The 23,722-nt window shown below is 39.2% G+C and carries 23 protein-coding genes; 14 read left to right on the top strand and 9 right to left on the bottom strand.

The genetic code is table 11. The features are described 5' to 3' along the window. The first annotated feature begins 102 nt into the window (after positions 1-102). Complete coding sequence (locus ABJE44_RS00515; protein ID WP_348113138.1) at positions 103-450, top strand: hypothetical protein; 348 nt, start codon at positions 103-105, stop codon at positions 448-450. A gap of 143 nt (positions 451-593) precedes the next feature. Here the strand turns inward: ABJE44_RS00515 and dnaK are convergent, their stop codons facing one another. Further along, a complete protein-coding gene (dnaK, locus tag ABJE44_RS00520; protein ID WP_348113137.1) occupies positions 594-2,501 on the bottom strand; it encodes a molecular chaperone DnaK in 1,908 nt (635 codons plus the stop codon). Between the two features lie 278 nt (positions 2,502-2,779). On the opposite strand from dnaK, the gene ABJE44_RS00525 reads away from it, so the two are divergent. From ABJE44_RS00525 to ABJE44_RS00535, 3 genes are all read left to right on the top strand, one after another. Further along, positions 2,780-3,559, top strand: a complete 780-nt coding sequence (locus tag ABJE44_RS00525) for a Crp/Fnr family transcriptional regulator (protein ID WP_348113136.1) — start codon at positions 2,780-2,782, stop codon at positions 3,557-3,559. Positions 3,560-3,639: 80 nt separating this feature from the next. Continuing rightward, positions 3,640-4,920: a PD-(D/E)XK nuclease family protein gene (locus tag ABJE44_RS00530; protein ID WP_348113135.1), complete on the top strand. Its 1,281-nt coding sequence runs from the start codon at positions 3,640-3,642 to the stop codon at positions 4,918-4,920. Between the two features lie 608 nt (positions 4,921-5,528). Beyond that, positions 5,529-5,792, top strand: coding sequence for a hypothetical protein (locus ABJE44_RS00535; protein ID WP_348113134.1), 264 nt, complete (start codon positions 5,529-5,531; stop codon positions 5,790-5,792). An 89-nt stretch (positions 5,793-5,881) separates the two neighbouring features. Here ABJE44_RS00535 and ABJE44_RS00540 read toward each other — a convergent pair whose 3' ends face one another. From ABJE44_RS00540 to ABJE44_RS00550, 3 genes are all read right to left on the bottom strand, one after another. Continuing rightward, a complete protein-coding gene (locus ABJE44_RS00540) occupies positions 5,882-6,112 on the bottom strand; it encodes a hypothetical protein (RefSeq protein WP_348113133.1) in 231 nt (76 codons plus the stop codon). Positions 6,113-6,124: 12 nt separating this feature from the next. Further along, entirely contained in the window at positions 6,125-7,285 is a 1,161-nt protein-coding gene (locus tag ABJE44_RS00545) for a Na/Pi symporter (protein ID WP_348113132.1), read from the bottom strand. A gap of 79 nt (positions 7,286-7,364) precedes the next feature. Next, complete coding sequence (locus ABJE44_RS00550; protein WP_348113131.1) at positions 7,365-8,240, bottom strand: DNA ligase; 876 nt, start codon at positions 8,238-8,240, stop codon at positions 7,365-7,367. 123 nt (positions 8,241-8,363) lie between these two features. Between ABJE44_RS00550 and ABJE44_RS00555 the strand changes: the two genes are divergently transcribed. Then, a complete protein-coding gene (locus ABJE44_RS00555) occupies positions 8,364-10,760 on the top strand; it encodes a fatty acid cis/trans isomerase (protein WP_348113130.1) in 2,397 nt (798 codons plus the stop codon). On the opposite strand, the gene ABJE44_RS00560 is transcribed toward ABJE44_RS00555, so the two are convergent. Then, positions 10,757-11,407: a VTT domain-containing protein gene (locus ABJE44_RS00560; RefSeq protein ID WP_348113128.1), complete on the bottom strand. Its 651-nt coding sequence runs from the start codon at positions 11,405-11,407 to the stop codon at positions 10,757-10,759. The genes ABJE44_RS00555 and ABJE44_RS00560 overlap by 4 nt on opposite strands. A 400-nt stretch (positions 11,408-11,807) precedes the next feature. On the opposite strand from ABJE44_RS00560, the gene ABJE44_RS00565 reads away from it, so the two are divergent. Then, positions 11,808-12,710, top strand: a complete 903-nt coding sequence (locus tag ABJE44_RS00565) for a 2OG-Fe(II) oxygenase family protein (RefSeq protein WP_348113127.1) — start codon at positions 11,808-11,810, stop codon at positions 12,708-12,710. Further along, the gene (locus ABJE44_RS00570) at positions 12,707-13,906 is read left to right on the top strand and encodes an MFS transporter (protein ID WP_348113125.1); all 1,200 of its coding nucleotides are present in this window, start codon (positions 12,707-12,709) and stop codon (positions 13,904-13,906) included. The genes ABJE44_RS00565 and ABJE44_RS00570 overlap by 4 nt, the downstream gene beginning before the upstream one ends. Before the next feature lie 186 nt (positions 13,907-14,092). Here the strand turns inward: ABJE44_RS00570 and ABJE44_RS00575 are convergent, their stop codons facing one another. From ABJE44_RS00575 to ABJE44_RS00585, 3 genes are read right to left on the bottom strand one after another with little or no spacing between them, the layout of a single operon-like run. Next, the gene (locus ABJE44_RS00575) at positions 14,093-14,794 is read right to left on the bottom strand and encodes a glutathione S-transferase family protein (RefSeq protein WP_348113124.1); all 702 of its coding nucleotides are present in this window, start codon (positions 14,792-14,794) and stop codon (positions 14,093-14,095) included. A 38-nt stretch (positions 14,795-14,832) separates the two neighbouring features. Further along, a complete protein-coding gene (locus ABJE44_RS00580) occupies positions 14,833-15,219 on the bottom strand; it encodes an MAPEG family protein (protein ID WP_348113122.1) in 387 nt (128 codons plus the stop codon). 28 nt (positions 15,220-15,247) lie between these two features. After that, the gene (locus ABJE44_RS00585) at positions 15,248-16,135 is read right to left on the bottom strand and encodes an AraC family transcriptional regulator (RefSeq protein WP_348113121.1); all 888 of its coding nucleotides are present in this window, start codon (positions 16,133-16,135) and stop codon (positions 15,248-15,250) included. A gap of 357 nt (positions 16,136-16,492) precedes the next feature. On the opposite strand from ABJE44_RS00585, the gene ABJE44_RS00590 reads away from it, so the two are divergent. The 3 genes from ABJE44_RS00590 (at position 16,493) to ABJE44_RS00600 (ending at position 19,800) form a co-directional block, all read left to right on the top strand. Further along, positions 16,493-17,278, top strand: a complete 786-nt coding sequence (locus ABJE44_RS00590) for a hypothetical protein (protein WP_348113120.1) — start codon at positions 16,493-16,495, stop codon at positions 17,276-17,278. A 131-nt stretch (positions 17,279-17,409) separates the two neighbouring features. Continuing rightward, complete coding sequence (locus tag ABJE44_RS00595; protein ID WP_348113119.1) at positions 17,410-18,903, top strand: Hsp70 family protein; 1,494 nt, start codon at positions 17,410-17,412, stop codon at positions 18,901-18,903. Positions 18,904-19,455: 552 nt separating this feature from the next. Then, positions 19,456-19,800, top strand: a complete 345-nt coding sequence (locus ABJE44_RS00600; protein WP_348113118.1) for a hypothetical protein — start codon at positions 19,456-19,458, stop codon at positions 19,798-19,800. Between the two features lie 26 nt (positions 19,801-19,826). On the opposite strand, the gene ABJE44_RS00605 is transcribed toward ABJE44_RS00600, so the two are convergent. Then, positions 19,827-20,774, bottom strand: a complete 948-nt coding sequence (locus tag ABJE44_RS00605) for an alpha/beta hydrolase (protein ID WP_348113117.1) — start codon at positions 20,772-20,774, stop codon at positions 19,827-19,829. Positions 20,775-21,354: 580 nt separating this feature from the next. Here ABJE44_RS00605 and ABJE44_RS00610 point away from each other — a divergent pair. From ABJE44_RS00610 to ABJE44_RS00625, 4 genes are all read left to right on the top strand, one after another. After that, a complete protein-coding gene (locus tag ABJE44_RS00610; RefSeq protein WP_348113116.1) occupies positions 21,355-21,852 on the top strand; it encodes a hypothetical protein in 498 nt (165 codons plus the stop codon). Between the two features lie 67 nt (positions 21,853-21,919). Beyond that, positions 21,920-22,834 (top strand): M14 family metallocarboxypeptidase, encoded by a 915-nt coding sequence (locus ABJE44_RS00615; protein WP_348113115.1) that lies wholly within the window; start codon positions 21,920-21,922, stop codon positions 22,832-22,834. A 52-nt stretch (positions 22,835-22,886) separates the two neighbouring features. Further along, positions 22,887-23,417 carry a hypothetical protein gene (locus ABJE44_RS00620; RefSeq protein WP_348113114.1) on the top strand — a complete coding sequence of 177 codons (531 nt, stop codon included), beginning with the start codon at positions 22,887-22,889 and terminating at the stop codon, positions 23,415-23,417. 78 nt (positions 23,418-23,495) lie between these two features. Further along, positions 23,496-23,711, top strand: a complete 216-nt coding sequence (locus tag ABJE44_RS00625) for a hypothetical protein (protein ID WP_348113113.1) — start codon at positions 23,496-23,498, stop codon at positions 23,709-23,711. The last annotated feature ends 11 nt before the right edge of the window (positions 23,712-23,722 follow it).

The following is a 23,722-nucleotide window of genomic DNA, read 5'->3' on the forward strand; positions in this document are numbered from 1 at the left end:
AGTATTAGGGGGGGAAAGCATCGCCGAATTTGCATCTTTGGTTATCGATGAGATGGGCGTGAGTGGCATAGTTGCAGCCTTAATACTTGCGGCTTTGCTGGCATGAGCGAATACGTTATATTGTGGACATCTCATCGTAAAAAAGAATACGGCATAGCTTTAGCAAATGCATTTGGGGGTATTGCCCAATTACTGTATCTAACAGTGCCATTTACCTTCTTAGCGATTGCTTATTATCAAAGCTTTGTGGATCCCAACCATGCCGACTTCCCTCTGTTATTCTCGGTGCCGAATATACTTTTGTTGATTTTTCTTTTTCCTACTATGCACACTTTGGCATCTTTACTAGAAAAAGATCACACTATGGATGTTTTGGATACCACTATTATGGTTGCCTTAGTGGGGTTGTTACTTATTTTGTTGGTTGCTTATGGCGCGGTGCCAACTTAAACCTAGCTTTAGTTTGGTTATGCATACTGGTGTTTTCTAAGATAAAAAAAGCCCCTAATAACCAGAATTAGGGGCTTTGTATTTATCAAAACTAGTATTTTAAAAGTAAGGCTTGCTTACACAAACCGTGTTGTACTGAACGGTTAACCGTTGCTTACATCTTCAAAATCAGCATCGATTATATCGTCGTTAGCACTGTTGCTGGCAGGCGCGTCTTGCTGCTGACTTGTTTGCCCTTGTTGTTGAGTCTGTGCCTGCTGAGCTTGCATTATGCTAGCGTAAGCTTCTTGCAATGCTTTTTGGCGCATTTCAATGGCTGACTTATCATCACCGTTAACTGCCATTTTAAGCTGTTCAACTAAGGTTTTAAGCTCAGTTTGCTGTGCTTCAGGCAAACTTGTCATTGATGTTTGCACCGTATGTATCAGTTGATCGGCTTGATTACGTTGCTCAACTAACTCTCGTTTTCGCTTGTCTTCGCCCGCATGTTGTTCGGCATCTTTCACTAAGCGATTGATTTCATCCTCAGTTAAACCACCCGAAGCGGTAATCTCAATGCTTTGCTCTTTACCTGTGGCCTTGTCTTTGGCTGATACATTTAAAATTCCGTTTGCATCAATATCAAAGGTGACCTCAATTTGTACCGAACCTCCCGGCCCTGGGCTAATGTCACTTAGGTTAAATTGCCCCAGTGATTTATTATCCGCAGCCATTTCACGCTGACCTTGTAACACATGTACAGTTACCGCTGCTTGGTTGTCTTCAGCTGTAGAGAATACTTCAGATGCCCGTGTAGGTATGGTGGCGTTTTTCTCTATCAGCTTAGTCATTACGCCGCCTAGGGTTTCGATACCAAGTGATAATGGCGTTACATCTAACAACAATACATCGTCAACTTCACCAGATAACACACCAGATTGAATGGTTGCACCAAGTGCTACTGCTTCGTCTGGGTTAACATCTTTACGTGGCTCTTTACCAAAGAAGTCTTTAACGGCTTCTTGTACTTTTGGCATACGTGTTTGACCACCTACCAAAATCACCTCGCTTATTTCGCTGATACTCACACCTGCATCTTTTAATGCTTGCTCACACGGGGCAATGGTGCTTTTAACTAGGTCATCTACTAGCGACTCTAGTTTGGCTCGTGTTACCTTCACATTTAAGTGTTTAGGGCCACTTGCATCAGCTGTTATGTACGGCAAGTTCACTTCGGTTTGTAATGCGGATGACAACTCGATTTTTGCTTTTTCAGCCCCTTCTTTAATACGCTGTAACGCTAAAGAGTCTTGTTGTACATCAATGCCACTTTCCTTTTTGAACTCATCTGCTAAGTAGTTAATTAGGCGTAAGTCAAAGTCTTCACCACCTAAAAAGGTATCGCCGTTTGTGGCGAGTACTTCAAATTGTTTCTCACCATCTACATTCGACATTTCGATAATGGACACATCAAAGGTTCCTCCACCTAAATCGTATACTGCTACTTTTTGGTCGGCTTGACTGTTTTTGTCTACGCCGTAGGCCAGTGCTGCAGCTGTAGGCTCGTTAATAATACGTTTCACGTTAAGTCCTGCAATTTTACCTGCATCTTTAGTGGCTTGACGCTGTGAATCATTAAAGTAAGCCGGTACCGTAATGACTGCATCTGTGACGGTTTCACCTAGGTAGGCTTCAGCGTCTTTTTTTAGTTTACGTAAAATCTGAGCAGATACTTCTTGTGGTGACAAGGCTTTACCATTGACTTCAACCCATGCATCGCCGTTATCAGCTTTTACAATTTTATAGGGTGCTAACTTAATGTCTTTTTGTACTTCTTTGTCGTCGAATTTGCGACCAATTAAACGCTTAATGGCGAATAATGTATTCGTTGAGTTGGTCACCGCTTGTCTTTTAGCGGGTTGACCCGTTAATGTTTCGTTGTTTGCATAAGCAACAATTGATGGTGTGGTGCGGCTACCTTCGGCATTTTCAATAATTTTTGCCTTGCCTGCTTCCATCACTGCTAAACATGAATTGGTTGTTCCTAAATCAATACCTATAATCTTTGTCATAATAATCACCTAATATTTAGTTGGTTTAATCTAATGCTTATGGTGTTGACCAAGTAAGCAGTTTGACCACATAAACACCTTGATATTGACTAGCTAACTTTGCCGCTAACACTCAAGATGTTTGGTTAGTGGGGCTATAATACGCAGGCTCAAAAAATGCCGATGTCACAATTGTGACAGTTATTGAAAGTTTGTTATTTTGTTGTGGCTTGGGTATATACCCACAACAGGGTAGAATGACTTTACTTATTTACAGTACTGCTTAAATCTAATTTTTTATGCACCCAGACGTTTCTCATTTACCGCAAAAAGCCAGCCCAGTATTGGTGAAACAAGCAAACATGTTTGCGGGATTGCCGGCTACGTTAATAGAAGACTTTCAACAAGAGTTTCTATTGAACGAATGGCACAAAGGTGAATACTTTGATCCTAAATTACTTACCGAACGATTTTTTGTGGTGTTAGACGGCCAAGTAGAAATCAAACAATGTAATCCAGAGACAGGTCGAGAAACCACCTTAGATATGCTGTACGCCGGTGACTGTTTTGATTTGATTGTGCTGTTAGATGATCAGCCCCACGATGTCATAGTGTCGCCTTTGAGCACGGTTAAGTTACTGTCGGTTAAACTGGATACCATGCGTAATTGGTTGTGGACCTACCCAGAGTTCAATAAACAGTTTATGCCTTATCTTGCTCAAAAAATGCGCGAGAAAGAAGAGCAAGCCAGTAGTGTGATTTTGCACAATGTCACCACACGTTTAAGTCGTATCATTTTAAAACATATTAAGAAAATTAAGTTTTATACCGGCCGCAAAGAAGAAGAGCATCAGCACCATTTAGTCAACGGCTTAAACGACGACACTCTAGCCAGAATGTCTGGCACAGTGCGGCAAATAGTCAATAAACAGCTACAGCTTTGGAAGAAAGACGGCACCATAGATAAAAAACGTAATCAGCTGATAGTAAAAGATTTAGAAGCCTTAGAAAAAGAAGCTAAATACACAGATACCTTGCCGAATACGCGGTTACTTGAAGCGCCAAATAAAAAACGTTAAAGGTTTTATTCTTTAGGGGAGTATTGTTGAGCTGTCATCCGCCTTTAGTGTTTTAACGTAAATTAATGGGAAATAATTTAATGGATTATGATGGTGAGTTTAAAAAACTTAATGAGTTTAAACATAAACAAAATGAACAGAAAAAACGAGGCTTAAATAATTACAATATATTAACCGCAGTATTAAACGAACACGATGAAGTCCGTTTACATTCCAATATGTTGTTTTCTTTTCTTGACCCAAAAGGCGAACACTTTCAGGACACGCTATTTCTTGACAAGTTTATTGATGTAATCAAGGCTGAGTCGCTAGGGTTTGAAGTTAACATTCAGAATTGCTCAGTTTATAAAGAATATAGAAACATTGACCTTTATATCACTGACGGTGATAAGCATATTATTATTGAAAATAAAATTTATGCCTCAGATCAAGAGAATCAAGTAGTTCGATATTTAAAGATAATTCAAGAAGAAAATTCAAAAGCAAGTGTTATGGATATTTTGCTTGTTTATTTGAGTTTAGACAGAAGAAAACCAAGTCAATATAGCTTAAATGAATTCACTATTAATGGCGATTATGTAGAGTCGCTAAGTGGTAAGAAACAAGCTTTGTATAAATCAATAAGTTACCAAAAAGAAATTATTGATTGGTTAGATTCTTGCCAGCATGAAGTGCAAAACATTACCAACTTAAATGCGGCTTTAGGCGACTATAAAAATGTAATCGATAAATTAAACAATAATTATCAGGAAAAAGTAATGTCTTTATCAGAGTATATTCTTAAAGATAAATCCAGCTATGAGCTAGCGGTTGAGTTGAAAAATAATTTACCAAAAGCTCAAGAAAAAATCGCTAATGATTTTTTTGAAAGCTTAAGGAAAGCATTATTTGATGAGCTTAAACGCGTGCAAAAAGATGATTGGGTAATCGATGAAATTCCACACAATATAATTACAGGAAAAGGGGCGTCTTATCCGATTATCATTAATAAAAAAAGTTGGAAATCGACAAATAACACCAACCACTTTAGTGTTTACTTTGCAATTGAAGGAACTAGTTATTTTATTGGAATATCTTGTGACTCGCCAGAGCAGTTGGATATTCAAAACGATATAATTGAAAAATATAAACATTTACTCGAACCTGAAAGCTTGTCAAATGCAAACTCAAATAAATGGTGGGTATGTTATCGATTTGTTGATGTGTTAAGGAAAAAAGATCAGGATGCCTTTATTCATTACTTACATACTGAAGACAAAGCTGTTGAAACAATTAAATTTCAAATGATGAAAATGATCAACGACTTTGAGATCAACTCTGGATTTTTGAGTGCAGTAAATAGTCGAGACAAAAATTTATAACCTACTTCAAATGTCATTCATCTTTTGCATCAGCTAGCGTTTTTTTTTTTAAGCGCTGATATTCAATCTCATCTAATAAAAATGTAAATTCTTCTATATCGAGTAGGTCGGACTTGTTTAATATGTTACAGAGTTGAGTTAGCCAAGAGTGTTGTTTATTCTCGTTTCAAAAGAATCAAAGAGCCGAGAAGGTGATCACACTAGAATTTAGATAGCGCCAATTACTTGGAAATTTAATTTGGTAAAAAAAGTGCAGATACATTGAATTTAGTAGCTAAAATCAAACAAGCTGATAGTAAGCTGGCCTTGTGAATTAGTCTGTGTCCAATGGTACTTAAGAGTCATAATGTCGTGTTCAACTATATATGCGCATTGATGATGTCTCCACTTATTCATTGATACGATTTAAAGCGCTTATTAAGAAAAGCTTTACGTTTCATTTGAGGGGGGGGAAGTGATGATGTCAGTGTCAAGTATGCATGTTTTTTGTACTATGAGCGTAAATTTGGTATCATTTGAGACTATAGGTTGTATATCAATATGACCTAATCAAAACAGACTCAGCGCTTCTCTTGGGTGTTGAGTTGCTGTTTAACAAGGAGGGCGGTATGAGCATTAAAGTTAATCATTATGCGGCAAAAACGATAGAGCCTAGTTACTATTTGAACTTCGAAGCTTTAGTTATTGAGTTCTCTGTGGCTGTTATATTAGGCGTTATGGCTATCGGTGGTTATAACACCGGACTTTGGGTGGTGTGGGTGCCTTGTGGTGCAATCTCGGCCTGTTGTGTTGTTTTGGTTTTGTACTCACTTTACAATTATGTGTCTGACAAACTGACTCGTAAAACGGTTGATACTACCGATAATAAATAGTTCTGCTAAGTATGTTTATATAACTGTTCAATGTGGTAGCTTCGCTTATGTTGATTTAGCTTGGTTACTACGTTTTTTAAAACTATATCCTAAGTCGATTCTCGATTTTTTAAATCATTGACAAGATAAGCTAAAAACTGATGTATGGTATTTAAGCTCAATTCTGCATCTTTCATGTGCTGTTCTAAATGTTCAATCGCACTTTCTTGTTTCAGCAACTCCCGTCTGTCTAATTCTATTCTGAGTTGTTTAAGTGTATTTTCGGTATCTACAATCAAAGAGTGCAGGCGTTCGGTACTTAGTAAGTTGATATTTGCCATAGAATTAACTCATTACTGAAATTGGTTGGAAATAAGAATACACAAACTTGGTATGACGAAGAACACTCCTAAGATATACCCTAAAGCTATCATCTTGTTTTCTGAAGCACGGCGGCCCATCCATTCGGCGCATTGCACTGGGATATAGCGTAATAATGGCAGCCCATAAATTAGTATTACGCCTAAAATATTGTAAGTTAGATGAATAAAGGCTATTTGAAGAGCCGCTTCGCTATTACCCGTTACTGCGGTAGCTGCTAACACTGCCGTGATACATGTACCAACATTTGCCCCTAGGGTGAATGGATAAATCTGCTTTAAGCTAAATGATCCTGTCCCCGCTAAGGGCACCATCAACGAGGTGGTGGTGGACGAAGATTGCACTAATACAGTTACCAGTGTGCCAGAAAAAATTCCTGATATTGGACTGCGCCCAATGGCTGAGTGCATTATTTGCCGCGCTTTACCCACCATGAGTTTTTTGAGTAGTTTTCCAACCAAAGTGATGGATACAAAAATCAGTATGATGCCAATTACAATTAAAACAATTCCGCCCGTTTGGTCTCCCAATGATTGCAAAGCATATTTAACATTGCTGACAACTGGTGAGGTGGCAGCTTTCACAAAATTGAAGCTATGCATTGAAACTTCGCTGCCACCATAAAATAATTGAGCAAGCAAAGAGCCTAACTTTTCAAGTAATCCAAAGGAAATTTCTACCGGTAAAAATATCAGTACTGAAAGCAGATTGAAAAAGTCATGTACTGTGGCTGCAGAAAAGGCACGAGAAAATTCTTCTTTAGCTTTTACATGACCTAAAGACACTATGGTATTGGTAATAGAGGTGCCAATATTTGCCCCCATCACCATAGGAACCGCCACCGAAACTGGCAAGCCGCCAGCTACTAGGCCTACTATAATGGCGGTAACCGTCGAAGAAGACTGGATTAAAGCTGTCGCTACTGTACCTATTACCAAACCTGCAAAAGGGTTACTTGCAAAGGCAAATAGCTCTTCAGCATGGCTTCCAGCAGCCATTTTAAAACCGCCCCCAATAATGCTTACTGCACAAATAAGCAGATAAACAAGTAGGGCAACAAAAAGCCATTGAGATAAGTGGTTCGAAGTACGCTCTGGGTTGTGGGTTGAAAGGGTGCTAGTGAGTTCACTCATTCTTACTATCCAATAATATTGACTAGCTTAGTGTACGAATGAAATGCGTCAGTGTTATGACAGTGGTCAATTTGCGCAGTTAACTCTTGGTTAAATCAGGTTTTACTCTCAAAAAAACGGCGAAACGGGGAATGCCTTTTGCGGTGTATCCATAATATTTGAAGGTGACTGTTGTGCCTATTTGAGGTGGGTTTCGTCTTTGTAGGTCGCTAAAACCGGAGCCTATCTTAAATTGTAGACCGCTATCTAGCTCTACCAATATTGCTCCTAACATACCTAGATATTTACCTTTCCCTGGCAAATGGGCAACCACAGTAGCTTCGCTGTCTTGGTGTTTTTTTAACTTAAGCAAGTTTGCACTTCGACCATTCTGATAGGTAGCTCTTTGATGATGCAACATTAATCCTTCAGCACCTTGGGCTACCAACTCATCTAGCTTGGCCATTAATTGAGCTTTAGTGTTTAACTTGAAATGGGGAATAACGAACATATAGGGACTGGTACAGTCATCTACTATCGTTTCTAAATCATTAAGCCTACGGGTAAAATCTTCCTTATGTTGGGGTAAATCAAACAACATATATTTGATATGCTTCCAGTCATTTGTGGGAGTATCTCGTAATACAATTGAGGCAGTTTTTTCAAAACTATTACGTGCTAACCATAACTCACCATCTAATACTTGTTTACCGAAGCCTTTTACAAACCAGCTTGGTGCATGAATTCTATTGCCATTGCGGGTGATAAGTTCTGAGCCTGTCCAGCGGGCACGGATACCGTCTAGCTTCTCGCTTATCCAATATTCTTTAACCTTTATATCGTCTTGGTAAACTTGCGCAAGTTGTTGTGGCTGACTGGGTTTATATTGCTCTGTCTCCTTGGCCATACATAAATTAACAGTCGTAAATAAGAGGCTTGAGGTAAGTAGAGCATAAAGGTGTGTTGAAAAGCGCATATTCAGTACAGTCCGTGTTGGTGAATAAAATTAAGCCTAGCTTACAAATGTAAAATTGTTAGCTAAGGGGCAGTGAGTTATGATTATAAATGGCTGTTTATAATGTATTTGAGTGGAATAACTATGCTAAACACACACATTCGAAAACTGAAAGTTTTCATCATAGCGGTTTTGATTCTGTCGGGTTGTGCGACTATCGCTAACTTGGATTTGAATAAGCTTTATGGTGATGAAAACTCAGAAAACCGAGCTTCTGCAAATATAGAACAAGCCTCATCCCCTAGCTCTGCAAGTCAATTCTTCGAAGATGATGTTGCCCCTATTATCGAACAACGGTGCGTGGTTTGTCATGCTTGTTATGATGCTCCTTGCCAATTGAAAATGAGTTCTCCAGAAGGCATTGAGCGTGGTGCAAATAAAGAAAAGGTGTATCACGGTGATCGTCTTTTAGCCACCACACCTAATCGTTTGTTTATGGATGCTTTAAATCCTATAGCGTGGCGTGAGCGTGGCTTTTATCCGGTACTTAATGAGCGGCAACAAAACCCAGTAGCTAATACTCAAGCCTCTGTTTTAGCGAAGATGCTGCAATTAAAGCAACAACATCCACTACCTAAAGATAAGTTGCTTGATGACCGTTTTGACGTGTCCATAGATAGAAGTCAAGAGTGCCCAACTATACAAGAGTTTAGTGCTTACGCTGATAGTCAGCCTTTTGCAGGAATGCCCTATGCTCTTCCCGAGCTGACTAGTGACGAGCATAATACGTTAATGACTTGGATTGAGCAGGGGGCTTATATGCCTAATCGAGCGCCTATTTCAGCAGAGCAACAGCAAGCGGTAGATAATTTAGAAGGCTTCTTAAATGTTGACTCATTGAATATGCAATTAAGCGCTCGGTATATATACGAGCATCTGTTCACCACTCATTTATATTTTAAAGAATTAGTTGAACCTCACACTCAACCACAATTTTATAATTTAGTGCGTTCAAGAACGCCTATTGGTGAGCCTATTGATATTATTGCTAGTCGCCGTCCTTTTGATAAGCCTGATGTATCTCGTGTGTATTATCGATTACAGCCTGTTGTCTCAACCATAGTCACCAAAACCCATCAGCCCTATGCCATAGATACGTCTTTGTTAGATAAATGGCAATCATGGTTTGTGGATGCTGAGTATAACGTCATCTCTATGCCAAGTTATGAACCAGAAGTTGCCGCTAATCCCTTAACCGCATTTGCACAGTTACCCGTAAATGCTCGTTATCGTTTTATGTTAGAGCGTGCCCAAAATACCATTATGGGTTACATCAAAGGTCCTGTTTGCCGAGGACAGGTGGCCCTTAACGTGATCAACGATCATTTTTGGGTGTATTTTGTAAAACCTGAAGTGGCAACATCCCCAGAGCTGAATGCTTTTTATGAATCGCAACGTGATAACTTGCGTTTACCTGCTGAACAAGAAAGTACTGCTTTGGCAGTGAATTGGGTTGAGTATGCAAAACGTCAAGGTGACTATGTACGTGCTCGGCACAAGTTTATGAATTCGGCGGTAGAAGGTGGCCAACAGTTGTCTATAGATGATATTTGGAATGGTGATGGCAATAACGATAACGCTAGCCTTACCATATTTAGGCATTTCGATAATGCCAGTGTAATCAAGGGGCTGGTTGGCGCGCCACCAAAAACCGCTTGGGTAATAGATTATCCATTACTTGAGCGTATTCATTATTTGTTGGTAGCTGGTTTTGATGTGTATGGTAATTACGGTCATCAATTATTAACCCGTTTATATATGGACTTTTTACGGCTAGAAGGAGAGGCAAACTTTTTGGCATTTTTACCCCCCCAAAGTCGTAGTGAAGTACATAAGTCTTGGTATCAAAAAGCAGGGCCAGAGTTAACTTCTTTTATGCAAGGTAAAGTTAATAAGTTTGACCAACCAAGTGGCATAGAATTCACCACTAAAAATTATAAAGAAGAACTGTTTGATATGTTTGCTGAACACCTTAAATCAGTGCAACCCAACGAATACAAAATTAAAGACAGTAAGTTGAGCCATAACAACAAGGCGTTACTTGCAGAGCTAAATAAGTTGCAAGGGTTTAGTGCCTCAATCTTGCCTGAGCTGAGTATGATAATGGTTGAACTAGAAAACAGTGATACCCCAGAAATTTTCACGTTAGTACGCAACAGTGCTCATTACAATGTAAATAGCTTGTTTTTTGAGGAAGACAATCGTGATTTTCAAAATGATAACGTGACCTTAGTGCACGGCTTGTTAGGAAGTTATCCAGATGTATTTTGGCATGTAAAAGAAGCCGATATTGCAAAATTAGTAGCTAAGGCTCAGGAAATTAAAACACAGAAAGACTACGAGTCATTTTTAGATTTTTTTGCGGTACGCCGCTCTTCTGCAGATTTTTGGGCATTCAGTGATAGGTTAAATCAAACTTTCATGGCTCATAAACCAATCGAGGGGGGGCTGTTAGATTACAACCGCTTGGAAAATCGTTAGCTGCACTTTGTTTTTACGCGATGATAATACCAAGCTAACCATAGGATAACATTAACGCTTATTGCACTATAGATTGCAGGGGCAGGGTTATCTAATGAGCTAATTGAGCCTGCATAGGTACAAATTAATACATAGGGAGTGATACTCAGCAGCCATGCTCCTATGAATCTATTAAAGGGCATGTTAGTCATACCTGCCATACAAGCTGATATCTCTGGCAACATAGGAATGGCTCTTGAAAAAAGTATCATCACGTAGCCGTGCTTTGTAAAGTTTTGCCGTGCATCTAAACGCTGTTCACTTGTTGGTAAAATACGTTTTTCGATTTTTTCACCATGGTAAAGACTCACCATATATCCCATTAAGCCCACTAGCATCAAACCTATTAGGCTGGCTATGGCACCATAAGTATGACCTAAAAAATATCCACTTAGGGTAACGGTAGCAAGAGTAGGGATAGACAACAGCAGGTCAGACAAGAGGATAACAATGACAATCAACATGAGTGTTACCACCCCAGTGTTTTTTGCCATTAATAGCCAATTTTCAACTTTTTCAATAGTAATGAAACCTGTGAATTTCATCACTATAAAAATACTAATGAACACCAAAGTTAATGAAAAAATGAGTTTTAGTAGTGATTTCACTGTTGCTCTTTTTAATTGAGGTCTATCTGATTTGGATTTTCCATAGTAGTTAGTTTATCAAGTTTACCCAATTACTCGTTTAAAATCTTTAGATGAAATCAGGGATATTTGCCCATTGCATTTAAAATACACAATGTTTAGTATTTTTATATAGGTTAAGGGTGGCTGTATCTGATTTATTAGGTCATGCTATTGACGCTTAACGTTACAGGTAGTGATACGTTGATATTTAACTTAACTATCTAAAATATAATAATAAAAAACAACTTCTTCGACATTTCTTATCCAGAACTGAGGTTAGTTATTTTACTCCGTAAAATACGTCTAATGCTAACTAACTTCAGTTTTTGAATACGCTATCACTTCGACGGTTGCCATTAATCAGTTAAGGAAGGAATACATGTCGATACCTGTCATTCAGTTTAATCACGATCCAAATCCTGGCCAAGCCATTCACGATAGTTTGAGTGACTTAGGTTTTATGCAAATCAGTGATTTCGGTATTGATACTGAACTGCTTAAAAAAGTATATGACCAGAGTCGAGCTTTTTTTACAGGCGATGAAAATACTAAGCTGCGTTGCCAATACCGCTCAGCTACAGAAAACTTTGGGTATCAAGGGTTAAAGGAAGAAAACTTAGATCCAACTGCTCCTGCAGATTTAAAAGAAACCTTTACCATGCGCAATATTATTATGGGGGATATTGCTGACGATCGCTGGCCATCGGTGGAGTTTAAAGCTCTGATGCAGCAGTTTTATGCAAATGCCCTTTCTGCAGGCCATACCTTGCAGAAAACCATGGCTAAACATTTGAATCTTGATGAGGATTTTTTTAGTTCGACTCATAATGGCGAGAGTATTTCTCTGCGTTTACTTTACTATCCTGCGCAATCTGCAGATTCTGTGGTTGAGCAACAATTAGGTGCTGGGGCCCATACAGATTACGGGTTTTTAACCTTGTTATTTCAAGACAGTGTAGGCGGCTTACAGGTGTTAAATCACAAAGACCAATGGCAAGGGGTAGAGCCTAAAGAAAATACCGTAGTGGTCAATAGTGGTGACTTGCTTGAGCGCTGGAGCAATGGTCACTATCGCTCGACTTTACACCGGGTAGCACCTTGTACCCATGGCAAAGACAGGTTATCCATTGCAATGTTTTTTGATCCAGATAGCCCAACCTGGGTTGAGCCATTGCAGCAGTTTATATCTGACGAACAGCCCTGTAGGTTTACTGCAACAACAGCGGGTGAACACATACAAGAAAAAATCCAGGCCACCCATAAAAAGAGATTTGCAGAATGATGAGTCGTTTTAGGTATTTACTGCCTCACATTGGGCTCATTATTGCCGCTAGTGCGGCGTTTTCTATGTCCACCTTGTTTAGCTCAGTCAAGCCTGTGTTGTTAACGCAGTTTATGAGTGAAGTTGGCTTTAAAGCTGGCTTGTCAGGTTGGCTAGTGGCAGCGCCTTTCATTGGCATTTCTCTGGCTACTTTTGTTGTAGCAAAAGCATTAGAGCGATATTCATATAGGCGCATTATTAGCTGTGCAGGCTTGCTTTTAGTTGCTTGCCAAATACTAAATAGTTTGTTCTTTAGTTATGCCGTTTCTACTTTGTTGCTGCAACTCTTAAGCGGCATAAGTGTGGGGGTGTTGATGGGGGTAACTTCAAGCTTTATAGCCCGTTCAAACTCGGCTGGTACCCTGTTTGGTTTAGTTGACATGATAGGCGTACTGTTAATGTCTTTTATGGTTGCAGGCGCTAGCATGGCCACAGAAAAAAGCGGTGTTGCCGGTGGCTTTATGTTTAGCGTTATTTTAAGTGTGGTATTTTGGTTAGTCATGTTTGTTTATAAGCATGAAGCAGTAGATAGGAATGAAAGTCAAAGTGCACCAGACCCCAAGAGTACAGCCTTTAACATCAGTCTGAGGCCTGTGATTATCATTATTATGGGGGTGTTGTTTGTGAGTTTTAGCGGCCAAGGTTTTGCCTTTATGTTTACTATAGCGACTAACCTAGGTATGAGCTTTGAGCAGTCAGGCAACAGTATAGGAGGGATTCTATTTGTCTCGGCTTTTGCGTGTTTAATTGGCGGCATGAGTAGTGCACGCTTTGGCCCAGAAAAACCACTGTTTTGTGCTTTTGTTGTCTGTGCAATAGGTTGGACTGTGGCTATTAATAGTACCTCGCCAAATATGTTTTTAATGGGGTTATTTCCAGCTATTTGTGCCTTGCAATTTAGCTTCCCAGTGTTGTTGTCGTTAGCTGGAACACTCGATAATGAGGGTAAATGGGCGGCAGTAGCCACGCCTCTACTTACTAGTGGCTTTGCTTGGGCGGCGGTATTGTCTGGGCAAGTGGTTGAAGTATGGGGATTAAATGCCTTGGCTACTACGACTCAGCTTGGCATGGTTACATGTATCCTATTGCTAGGATTAAGTGTTTGGCTTTCAGCTTCTCACTGTGCAAAAGCCAGTACTGAAATTGATAGTTTATAATTATGGTTTGGAAGCACGCAAAATACCTTTTGAGTAGTTTCAAACTTTAGCTGGTATTGCTTCGCTGTTAGCATGCTTATTGGTGTACACAGGTGTGATGATGTCATGGCGACGCTGGGAAAGCAGCCAGAAAAAAGCCACGTTATAGTGGCTTTACGTTGTTTTTAAATAAGGTTTAACGGGATATTAACCATAATATCTAGTGTGCATTCGCTCACAAAATGTCACCAAGTTGCTATATCTTTTTGTTAAGTTCACCAAAGGTGAGGGCATGGTTGGTAATAGTATTTGTACCAACATAGCGTAGCTAGTGATATCGAGTAGGCTGAGTTTGTTATTAAAAAAGTACTCTTTGTCTCCTAGTAAATCACTCATAGCGTGTAATTGAGCTTCGGCTATTTGCAGTATTTCAGCTTCACTGTGACGGCCTATACCATGGCCATGCATAGCTTTTATCATGCCCTTTCTGGCAACTTTAGGGATTATCTTGTTAAGTGGAAACGGCATGCCACCAAAAAAGATGGGTTTGATTATTTCCCAGTTACTCTGGTACACCCATCTAAAATGTACAATACACCAATATAAGCGCTCCTCTAGGCTGGCACATGCTAAGTGTGATATCGCTTTTTGCTCGGTGCTTAAGTGGCTATTAACATCAACCTTATATGTGTCTTTTAGGTACTTTTCTATAAAAAAGCTATCAGTTACAGTTTTATTGCCATCTTCAATATATGGGAGTTTTCCTTTCGGTGCTTTTTGCAAATATTGGGTACCACTGAGTACTTCAAAAGGCTGCTTTGAAACAGTAAGCAAAAAGTTTACTTTTAATACAAAAGGGCTTGGTTCAGGCACATTTAAGCTAGGCCCAAAGCTATATAATTTAATCATTTTTCATCTCTTTACATGCTTAAAATTGAATGTTGCATTCAGTTAAAAAGTGCATTCACTACACTAAATATTGCTAAAGCGGCAAGTACTACAATTGGGATAAGGGTTACCATAAAGCCTAAGGTTCTAGATGACGGATTACTGATATAAGCTCGCCAATAGATAAATCTACCTAGTAAGTAAACACAGCCAATAGCCGCCACCCATTCGGGGTTTTGGTGTTGCCCAGCCACAAACAGAGCGGGTAAAAACGCAACTAGCATTTCGAGAGTATTCATTTGCACTCGGTACATTTTTTCGAACTCGACAGACCCGCTAATTGCTGGGGCAGCAAGGCCACTTTTTCTTCTCGCTTTGCCTGTTATGGCACCAAAAAATAAATACTGGCTCATAGCTAGCATCGCAATTAACTCTAAATAGGGCATAGTACTTCCTCGGTCATGCATGGACTGATTACATTGATTCAATAGGTACGGCGTAATACACGATGGAGTCATCAGATTGATAATTAAACTCAGGCCCATAGGTTTCAACATCTGGACCATAGGTGTGTTTCATATTTGAGCCTAATAACCAGCTGGAGTAGATGTAACTGATAGTTTGGTTAAAATGATCGGTATTCACCTGTCCTGTATGCTTGAACTCGGCGTATTGCTGCGCAGGCAAGGTAATACTCACCATGGAGTCAGGTATACTGCTCAATTGTGATACTTCAATACATGACATATAAAATAACTTCTGCTGAGACTCTGAGTTTTCTTCAATGGTGATGATGCCGTAGCAGGTGCCTTCAACTTTGTGCTTAATTTCAGGCAGCCTAGGCATGAAGCTTTCCCATAGAGCAGGTAGCTTTTCAGCAATATTGGTTTGTTCAGATTCTATACCTATGACTTCTATTTTTGTGCCCACTAAAACTTTAGCGCTAGATGTATAAATACGAGGCTCTAATAGCAAGTTTTGATGTAGGTTTTCTAAATAGCCTTGATCAAATTTTGCTTTTTTGATGATTAAGGCTTGGCTCGCCCTTTGTCGGTACTCGCTTGGGGTATACCCAAATAATTTCTGAAACGCTCGGGTATAAGATTCATGAGATTCAAACCCTGAGGCAATGGCCACATCGAGTATTGATAGATTTTTGTCGTACAAACTATCTATAGAATTAGCGATACGTCTTGAACGTACATATGACTTTAATGTTTCGTTGGTAAGGGCTTTGAATATTCGCTGAAAATGCCAATGGCTCATACGAGCGTGAGCAGATATTGCAGTCAAAGGAAGCGGTTTATCTAAGTTTTCTTCAATATAATCAATGGCTTTTTGAATAGCATTTAAGTATTTCATAGCTAGTCCTTAGTAAGAGTTGAGCTATTTTATACCCCAAAATTTGAGGATATTTGACCTTTTGTGCTAATAAATAAAAATTGAGGCATTTTATGATCATGCAACTACCTGGAATTAAGAGGTAAGCCATACGTATGTGTAGCAAATATGCAGTGTTGCTACAGAATAAGTACCTCTTTGATTTGAATATTGGTAACTTAAAATTATCAATATTGAGAGCGGTTTTTGTAAAATTACATGGGTATAAAAATTTTAATTTTCAAAATTATAGCTATATTTAGGTTCAGTAAATTTAAACTCAAGTTATTAAATTGAGGGGAGCTGAATATTTTAAAACATCTTGTTCGAACATTATTATTGTTTACCTTGTGTAGCTTTGTAACCGAGGTTTACTCTATTGATGAGGTGAAACTACTTAAACCTCTTTTAGGAATGGATAAAAGAGAGCGGCATAAAGATGAAGTTATATTTCGTGCTCTTGAGATAACGATCCCTGAATTTGGATCGTATTTATACCATGCCGTAGATGTAAATATGACGCCTGGTCGCGCCCTTTATTCTATTAGTGATGGTGAGCTAATTAATACTTATATAGCCGCGTCTAGCAAAACGTGGGACGAGCGGGCTATCGCAATAAAAATTCCTATTCGACGTGGGTTAATGAGTTATCGGCTACTGTTAATACACAAAGCAGACCTAGATAAATTCGCCAATATTAAAACACTTGAAGACTTAAATATCTTAACTGCTGGCTTGCAAAGAGACTGGGTGATAACTGAGATGTTTGAACAAGCAAACATGAATATGACCACTTCACATACGTTTGAAGGCGTATTTTCAATGCTAGAAAAGCGGCGTTTTGATTATACTCCTAGAGCCATTTACGAGGCTTATGACGAACTAAACACCCGTAGAAATAAACTTCCTAATTTGATGGTAGAACCCAACTTGGCTTTGTATATCCCATTGGTAACCCACGTTTATGTTTCTAAAAGTGCGCCAAGGATCGCGCAAAGAATCGAAGCGGGTTTAAGAAAAATGGAAAAAAATAAAGAATTAGACAAGTTACTAAATAAATACTACGAAGAAGATATCAAGCGTGCTGACTTAGCAAATAGAAGAATTATTTATTTTGATAAGTAAAGTTGTCGCCACCAGATGTACTTTACCGCCACCGTAAAAAGAAGCTTAAACAGCTGATGCAGTATTCGATATTTTCTATTACAATTCTCGGCCATATTTTTTAAGCATTACTTAGGTTTAGAGCAGCAGACATGGCAGCAATTGGTATAGATTACGGAACATCAAATTCTGAGGTGGTGTATTTTGATGGTGAGCAGCATCATTTTATAAAACTTGACCCTAGCTTAGAGTCAGCAAATAAAATCCGTTCGTCTGTGTTTATCTACTATCAAGATGAATTGCCGTTACCGCCTGCAGCTATTATTGAAGCTAAAGTGTCACGTATCAAACAAGCTATAACCGAACAGCTTGATAAAGCTAAAGATGGTTATTACGAAGCCAAAGACCCAAGAGAGCAGCGAGTGTACAGCGATAGAATTGATGAGCTGCGCGCTGAGCTACACAACCGCCCCGCATTACAACGCCGCGCCATACAATTGTTACTTAAAGATATGACGGTACAAGACTTGTCGTTACAGCAGTTGGTAGATACAGGGCAGTTTGCATTTGGTGAAGAGGGCTTTAAACGTTATTTAAAAACACCCGACAAAGGGCGTTTGATTTATTCACCTAAAAACTTTTTAGGGGCCAGTTTAGTAGAAGGTCAGCAGCAGGCATTTATTGGTATGATTGCTAAACAGTTAGAGTTTTTTAGGTTAAGTGCCGAGCAGCAATTAAATATGCCCGTTGATACCGCGGTGATTGGCCGCCCTGTTAAGTTTCATGGTACTCGAGGCGATGCTGGTAACAACCAAGCCATTGGCATTATGACCCAAGCTGCTCAAAAAGCCGGTTTTAGCAAAGTGAACTTCTTAGAAGAACCTATTGCTGCAGCGTATAAAATTGAACGCACCCTAAATAAACATACCAATGTGCTGGTGGTAGATATTGGCGGTGGTACTACAGATATTTGTTGTATTCGATTATCTCCAGAAAAGCTCGCCAACTTTGATCGCCAGCAAGATGTGCTATCTGTAACAGGTACCCGTTTGGGCGGCATGGAATGCGACAAAAATCTTATCGTTAAATCTATTTCGCCGAGTATGGGTCAAGGCTTGCTAATGACTAATGGTTTGCCTGTGCCGCCCACTTATTACTCTGATATGTGTGCTGTTGACGATATTCCAAAGTTGAATCGTTTTTTCTCTGAAGAGTACGGTTTAGAAATTGCGCAAACCAAACACATGGTGAAAGAGCCTGAGTTATTAGAGCGCTTACTCACAGTGCAAGAAGATAAACTATCAGCAAGATTAGTGAACTCTGCCCGCTTAGCTAAAGAGCTCTTATCCTCTAAGCAAGCGATTACCTTGCCTCTACATTACATTGAAGCTGATTACGGTGTCGATATTAATGTAGAAGAGTTACAACGCTCCATGCAGTCATGGTTACGTAGGGTGAAAAAGCTAGTAAAAGAATGTTTAGATAACAGTGCAGAACAGCCAGAAATGTTATTTATTACAGGTGGCATGAGTTTGTCACCTATAGTGCAAAAAGAGTTACTAGAGATGCTACCTAACCTACCATTAATGGAAGGTGACGCCTTTAACTCGGTGTGTGAAGGGTTAGCCATTCAGGCCGCTAAGTAGCTGTTAGCTTAACGCTGATAATGGCTTAGATGGTAGTGCTAAATTATACGGTGCATTCAAGTATTTTTATAAGCCGTTTCAAACGAACTTCCAATAATTGGTTGCATTTATTTCCTCGTTATTTTAACGAATTACTATCAGCCCTTTATCAGGGCTTTTTGAATCATGGAATTTATAATGAAGAGCCTGTCAGTATTTCTATTAATATGCGCGCCTGTATTATGTTCGGACGATGACTTCTTCCTAAAGGAAAGTGACGATCAAGTTGTTCTTAATGCTTTTGAAAAGGCTAAGAAGCATAGAGGCTTATTTTTAAATGCTTTGGAGACGAGGGAGGCTGAAGATTCGAAGTACAATTATTATGGTGTGTACCTCAAGTTTACTGAGGGAGAAACTGTTGAATACTTGTGATTTGTAAAAATATTAATAAGTGCAGTAGAAATTTTACTTGCTGAATTTCATCAATGGATACCTAAAATTCCCATATTTTAAAAGTCATATATCTAGGAGCGTTTTATCAAATATCTAACTGTAGTATTTGCTGTCACATTATTGGGTTGTGCGTCTAAAGCCGAAAAAGTTATTGAGACACAAGTTGTTACTGAGACAAAGCTGATAACTGTTGAAAAAGAATATACACCTCAATTGTGGTCTCATCACAAAGTCGTAAATGAGACGCCAGAGTTATGTGCTGTAAAAGGTGTTTCTATTTTAAACTCATTGGGATTTAAGTCAGTTGTTAAAAACGGTAATTATGTTTACGGTAATTTTAGCCATAACCGCGCTGCGATAAAGTGTGTAAAGGTTAGTAATCAAACTTTTGTATATGCTGCTGTAGCAGGAGCTGATGTTAAGACAGTTGAAAAGCTAAGAAACGAAATTGCTTGGCAGCTGTAATTGCCACCTAATAAATGACCGTGGTGCTAATCGTTACTCAATTCTTTTAGTTTTATAGCTTTAGACTTCTTTTTTAATCGGCGCTTTTTCTCAGCTTTGGTGGCATGCTTAGCTATCCATTTAGTCATTTGGCTCATTAAAACCGGAGGGAAGTTATGCCCCAAGCCGTCAATGATTTTAAGTTTGGATTTACGAATACGTGCGGCGGTTTCTTTTCCGCCAGCGACCGAAATAATGGGGTCGTCCGAACCATGTATAACCAGAGTCGAGGCTTTGATTTTCTTTAATAATTTATGTCTATCGCGGCTTGTAGTGATCGCGACCAATTGCCTTCTTACACCCGCTGGGTTATGAGCCCTATCAATGTTGAGCGTGGCATGGGTTCGTAATCTTGATTCATCTATAGGGTAGGCGCTACCACTTATTAGGCGGTTCATTTTTATGTTGTATCGAATGGCGGCCTCTCTGTTTGTTTTTATTGGTGGCCTAGCTAACCTCAACAATAAACTTAGTTTTGGGGTTGACGTTGCGGCTGAGGGAGAAGACATAATTGAGGTTAAGCTCAGGACTTTCTTTCTATGCTTTGCTGCTATGATCTGTGCGATCATTCCGCCCATTGAAGCCCCAACTAAATGGGCTTTTTTAATATTTAAGGCTGCCATTAATTGCAGCACATCATTTGCCATATCTTCTAGCTTGTAGGGAGCATGTGTCTTTAAACGCAAATGTTTGCTTATCCAGTTTCTGAATAAACTAGGTTGCCCTAGCTCGTCTAATTGACTCGATAAGCCCACGTCTCGGTTATCAAATCGAATCACTCTAAAACCTTTTTCGACTAGACCTTGGTATAACTCATCGGGCCAAACCGTCATTTGGGCCCCTAGGCCCATAATAAGAATAATGACAGGAGCGGATTTTTTACCTGTGTCTTGGTAGTTAATAGAAATACCTGAAGTAAGGCGAATAGACTGCATTATGATGGGGTTTTATATATGTAAACTGGTTAAGTAACCTTAATACGTGTGAGCTAGATTGGCATAGCATTATGAACAAATCATGACGGTTGCGAAGGCAGTTAATCTGTCGCTTTGATCTTAGTTAATATAAGAGTGACTAATGGTTTGTTCTAGTTTTGGGGCATCGGCAAGTTACCTAGAGTTATTTGTGTCTATTATTTTTACATTATTTGGTTTTTTTAAATTTATATTACTTAAGTATTTGATATTTATTAATTAATTATGTGGCCTGTATTTTGCTTTTAGCTGTATAGTGAACTTTAGGTTTTGTTGGGTTTAGAACACCAAATAACAAACAATAAAAAGAGCATGACTTCCCAACAAGTTAGAGCCAGCTAGTTACCCTAGCTGGCTTTTTTTATGCTTATTGCGGAGATCGCGGGCAAAAAAGCGAAGTAAATTCACAATATTCCTACTTGCGATATTTTTAATTTTGTAGCCTTTTGATTGTTTATCGGGGATCATTACCTGAGTTTAGTTATTACGGGGTTAGGACATTATTAACGTTAAAATTTTAAAAGCTTTAGTTTTATTTTTAATGGTTTTGCAAACACATGTAGAAGCAAAAACTATCACAGACAAGTTGATAGTAGCCTTAATTGAACAGAATACTCCTAAGGTTTTACATAACGAAAAAAATCAACCTTGGGATTTTGGCACCTATGATTTTCAGGTAAATAAAGCTGGGGTAGTTGGTTTTTCAAATGCCGCAGACGACATTAGGTTAACTTTGCCCATTGAAGTGGTAATGCAAGGTAAAGTGAATAAAGACTTTCTAGGTCAGAAGGTTGTCTTGAATTGCGACAGTACCTTTGAAACGGAGACCATATTTGACGTAACTCTTTTGCTTAATCCCCCAAACTCTGCAGCTAAAGTACGAATATTGGCACCTATTCCCGAGGCCTTCCTATTTTGTGATGGGTTGAAACTACCTATCCAACCTTTTTTACAACAACTTGTCGCTGAGAAAAAGGTCGAGTGGGAGCAAAAAATCACTGCTGAAATCCAGACACTATTAAAGAAAGCTGGTATTTGATTACTTAACTTATGCTAGTTGGCAATAGCTAAATCATAAATTAATCAAGACTTTAGAGGAGCATATTATGCAAACCAATTCATATCCAATAGGCGAACCAGGACAAAAATGGGGCGACCAGCAAAAGTGTCTCTGGTTAGCGAGTCAAACTAAAAAGCGTTCGTATCAAGACGATGTGGTGAGCCAATTAGATGGCTTGGCTTCACAGTTTGATATTGAGCAGCATGGGACGCTAGATTACGAAGTAGGGAAGTTCCCACTATACGCGTTAGGAAGCCTGACTTGGGACAAAAGTAAACCTAATGTCTTAGTTACCGGTGGTGTGCATGGGTATGAAACCAGCGGTGTACTCGGAGCGCTAAGGTTTGCAGCTAGCGAAGCGAAAAATTATCATCAATTTTTTAATCTTATGATAGTGCCTTGTGTTAGCCCTTGGGGATACGAAACCATTAATCGTTGGAACCCTGATGCGATTGACCCTAACCGCTCGTTTTATATTCATAGCCCTGCACAAGAGTCGGCCGCATTAATGAGGTTAGTTGCAGATCTAGATTTTGTGATGCACATAGACTTACACGAAACTACCGATACTGATAATTCTGAGTTTCGCCCAGCACTTGCGGCAAGAGATGCAGTAGACCATAAAGAATGGGCGATACCCGATGGATTCTACACTGTGGGTGATAGTGCCAACCCTTGTGCTGATTTTCAGCGTGCTGTGATTCAGGCGGTTGAGAAGGTTACCCATATTGCGCCAGCTGATGAAAGTGGTCGAATTATTGGTGAGCAAATTCAACAACAAGGTGTAATTAACTATGACCTGAAACCTTTAGGTTTATGTGCAAGTGTAACGAATGCAAAATATGTTACGACTACAGAGGTTTACCCTGATAGCCCTAAAGTAGATGCTGGAAATTGTATTTTGGCACAAGTAGCCGCAATAAAAGGTGCGCTGGATTTTGTTTTATCGACACCGAACTAAACCATTTTTTATCGACTAACGTATTACCACCATTAACTTTGGAGGAGTGGGCATGAAGAGTAAAATGTTATTGGTATTGTGTTGTTTTATTGGCTTGGTGGGATGTGCTAATTATGACTATCCTAGTAACGTCAAAATTGGAGACAGTATGCCTTCAGCCTCAGGTCAAAACCTAGAGGGTGAGCCTGTCAATATTCCTCAAGACTTTTTAGGTGAGCCTACTTTGCTGTTGCTGGGGTATAAACAAGATTCTCAGTTTGATATAGACCGTTGGCTAATTGGCTTGGACATGACGAATACCCAGGTAGCTGTTTATGAAATTCCGTCTATTCAGGGGATGTTTCCTCGCATGTTTAGCACTGTGATAGATAGTGGTATGCGTAAAGGTATTCCAAAGGCGTTATGGAAGGGAGTCGTTACGGTTTATGAAGATGGCGATAAGATACAGCGTTTTACTGGCAACCAAAATCCTAACAATGCCAGAGTCATCCTCTTAGATACGCAAGGTGATATTGTTTATTTTTATGATGCTGGGTTTGCGGTTTCAGCTTTAAACGCCCTACGTAGTCAATTAGTAGAATGATTTATGGTGTGGATTGCATAGTTGATGCTTGACTAAGATAATAATGCAATCACACTATTTTTATTTAATTTAAAATATATGCAAACAGAAATTAGTTACAGCTTCCCTTCTGCACCAGTGGCCAATCGTTTTTTAAATGAGCTTAAACATTGGTCTGTGGCTGATGTTAAAGCAAAATTGTTTAACAACTCCGACTCAGTAAAAGTAACCTATGAGTTCGATGGTAAGGGGTTTGATTATACCTGCTCTGAATTAGATGATTTAGCAAGCAAGTATGACGGGCAAGAAGTGTAACCTCTGCCTTA

Source organism: Paraglaciecola sp. (assembly GCF_039942875.1).
Classification (GTDB): Bacteria; Pseudomonadota; Gammaproteobacteria; order Enterobacterales; family Alteromonadaceae; genus Paraglaciecola.

What these genes read in the sequence shown, in the direction of transcription:
- ABJE44_RS00515 (WP_348113138.1), top strand. Translation starts at nt 103, where the DNA reads ATGAGCGAATACGTTATATTGTGGACATCTCATCGTAAAAAAGAATAC.
- dnaK (WP_348113137.1), bottom strand. Translation starts at nt 2,501, where the DNA reads ATGACAAAGATTATAGGTATTGATTTAGGAACAACCAATTCATGTTTA.
- ABJE44_RS00525 (WP_348113136.1), top strand. Translation starts at nt 2,780, where the DNA reads ATGCACCCAGACGTTTCTCATTTACCGCAAAAAGCCAGCCCAGTATTG.
- ABJE44_RS00530 (WP_348113135.1), top strand. Translation starts at nt 3,640, where the DNA reads ATGGATTATGATGGTGAGTTTAAAAAACTTAATGAGTTTAAACATAAA.
- ABJE44_RS00535 (WP_348113134.1), top strand. Translation starts at nt 5,529, where the DNA reads ATGAGCATTAAAGTTAATCATTATGCGGCAAAAACGATAGAGCCTAGT.
- ABJE44_RS00540 (WP_348113133.1), bottom strand. Translation starts at nt 6,112, where the DNA reads ATGGCAAATATCAACTTACTAAGTACCGAACGCCTGCACTCTTTGATT.
- ABJE44_RS00545 (WP_348113132.1), bottom strand. Translation starts at nt 7,285, where the DNA reads ATGAGTGAACTCACTAGCACCCTTTCAACCCACAACCCAGAGCGTACT.
- ABJE44_RS00550 (WP_348113131.1), bottom strand. Translation starts at nt 8,240, where the DNA reads ATGCGCTTTTCAACACACCTTTATGCTCTACTTACCTCAAGCCTCTTA.
- ABJE44_RS00555 (WP_348113130.1), top strand. Translation starts at nt 8,364, where the DNA reads ATGCTAAACACACACATTCGAAAACTGAAAGTTTTCATCATAGCGGTT.
- ABJE44_RS00565 (WP_348113127.1), top strand. Translation starts at nt 11,808, where the DNA reads ATGTCGATACCTGTCATTCAGTTTAATCACGATCCAAATCCTGGCCAA.
- ABJE44_RS00570 (WP_348113125.1), top strand. Translation starts at nt 12,707, where the DNA reads ATGATGAGTCGTTTTAGGTATTTACTGCCTCACATTGGGCTCATTATT.
- ABJE44_RS00575 (WP_348113124.1), bottom strand. Translation starts at nt 14,794, where the DNA reads ATGATTAAATTATATAGCTTTGGGCCTAGCTTAAATGTGCCTGAACCA.
- ABJE44_RS00580 (WP_348113122.1), bottom strand. Translation starts at nt 15,219, where the DNA reads ATGCCCTATTTAGAGTTAATTGCGATGCTAGCTATGAGCCAGTATTTA.
- ABJE44_RS00585 (WP_348113121.1), bottom strand. Translation starts at nt 16,135, where the DNA reads ATGAAATACTTAAATGCTATTCAAAAAGCCATTGATTATATTGAAGAA.
- ABJE44_RS00595 (WP_348113119.1), top strand. Translation starts at nt 17,410, where the DNA reads ATGGCAGCAATTGGTATAGATTACGGAACATCAAATTCTGAGGTGGTG.
- ABJE44_RS00605 (WP_348113117.1), bottom strand. Translation starts at nt 20,774, where the DNA reads ATGCAGTCTATTCGCCTTACTTCAGGTATTTCTATTAACTACCAAGAC.
- ABJE44_RS00610 (WP_348113116.1), top strand. Translation starts at nt 21,355, where the DNA reads ATGGTTTTGCAAACACATGTAGAAGCAAAAACTATCACAGACAAGTTG.
- ABJE44_RS00615 (WP_348113115.1), top strand. Translation starts at nt 21,920, where the DNA reads ATGCAAACCAATTCATATCCAATAGGCGAACCAGGACAAAAATGGGGC.
- ABJE44_RS00620 (WP_348113114.1), top strand. Translation starts at nt 22,887, where the DNA reads ATGAAGAGTAAAATGTTATTGGTATTGTGTTGTTTTATTGGCTTGGTG.
- ABJE44_RS00625 (WP_348113113.1), top strand. Translation starts at nt 23,496, where the DNA reads ATGCAAACAGAAATTAGTTACAGCTTCCCTTCTGCACCAGTGGCCAAT.